Below are 1,100 nucleotides of genomic sequence, written 5' to 3' on the forward strand. Positions count from 1 at the left end.
AAGCATGGAGAACGCCAAAGAGAATATCGAGGAACTCCAGTCTATGGGAGTAGAAAACAACAATATCCGGCAGCTCCTTACAGGAAAGGAGATAACCTACACCGGAAACCTTTATGACAGGGAAAGAAGAAAGTCGTATCCGGTCAAGAACGTAAAAATAGACATCGCAAAGAGCCGGAACGGCATAACCACCATTTGGATGAATGACACACACTTCAAAACTTTCTTTCGAGAGCTTTGGAATAAGCTGCAAAAGGTATTAGGTCTTGATATTGGTAAAGGATTACATATATAAAAAAGAAGGGGAGCATTAAAAGCGCTCTCCTTCTTCATATAAATAAGTAAACTATTATTTACTAAAACGGCAAGTAGCTATTGTACCAGAACTTGGTGTACTTCCTTTAGCTTTAAATTCCCAATTATATTGCCCATTTTCCAACGCATCGTAATAAGCTGTCCACGTAAACGATGTATTAAACAAAGAACCAGTTCCGCTAAATGCAACACTTTCAGGAGTTGTTGTATTGTCATCTGGATTTAACCTTTGCATTAGGACTAAGAATTTGGAAAAAATAATATCCAGTCACAAATGGATCTTTCTCAACAGTCATACGAATTGTCCTACTTGGGTCTTTAAAAGGAGTTGTGGTTTGTTCACTACCACCATACACCATCAGTGTTGAAGGTATAGTTCTTGAAGAAACTGCCGTTCCCTCTGATTTTTCAAAACCAAAATTTGCGTTTCTTAAATTCTTAACAATTGTTTTCCCATTTACAGAAAAAACCATATAAGCAACTTTAGGGTCTGAAACCGCTTCTGCTACTTGTTCATTCAAAGCCTGCAAATCCTTCTTACACTTCTCTAAATTTACAGGACTTACATTTTGAAGAGCTTGCCAATCTGAATCAGAAACATACGACAAAGCCCTTGTTTTCTTGTTTTCATTAATATAGTACTCATTCGTAGCTTCATTCACATCAATAAAACGAGATAAGACTTCCATGTCTGTTTGAGTATCACTAACAGATACAGTCGTTAAATCATCTTCATTGGAACATGAGGTTACAGCCATACCAGCAAATAACGCACAAGCAAAAAA

At 37.0% G+C, this 1,100-nt stretch carries 1 protein-coding gene and 1 pseudogene; one reads left to right on the forward strand and one right to left on the reverse strand.

The window, feature by feature from the left end:
* Window positions 1-295, forward strand: a pseudogene (locus tag BACCOPRO_RS07830) (hypothetical protein); the annotation flags it as partial.
* Window positions 296-527: 232 nt separating this feature from the next.
* Here the strand turns inward: BACCOPRO_RS07830 and BACCOPRO_RS07835 are convergent.
* Window positions 528-1,100, reverse strand: a 573-nt coding sequence (locus BACCOPRO_RS07835; protein ID WP_008142524.1) for a hypothetical protein, incomplete at its 5' end; no start/stop codon positions are given.

The organism is Phocaeicola coprophilus DSM 18228 = JCM 13818, from assembly GCF_000157915.1.
Taxonomy (GTDB): Bacteria; Bacteroidota; Bacteroidia; order Bacteroidales; family Bacteroidaceae; genus Phocaeicola; species Phocaeicola coprophilus.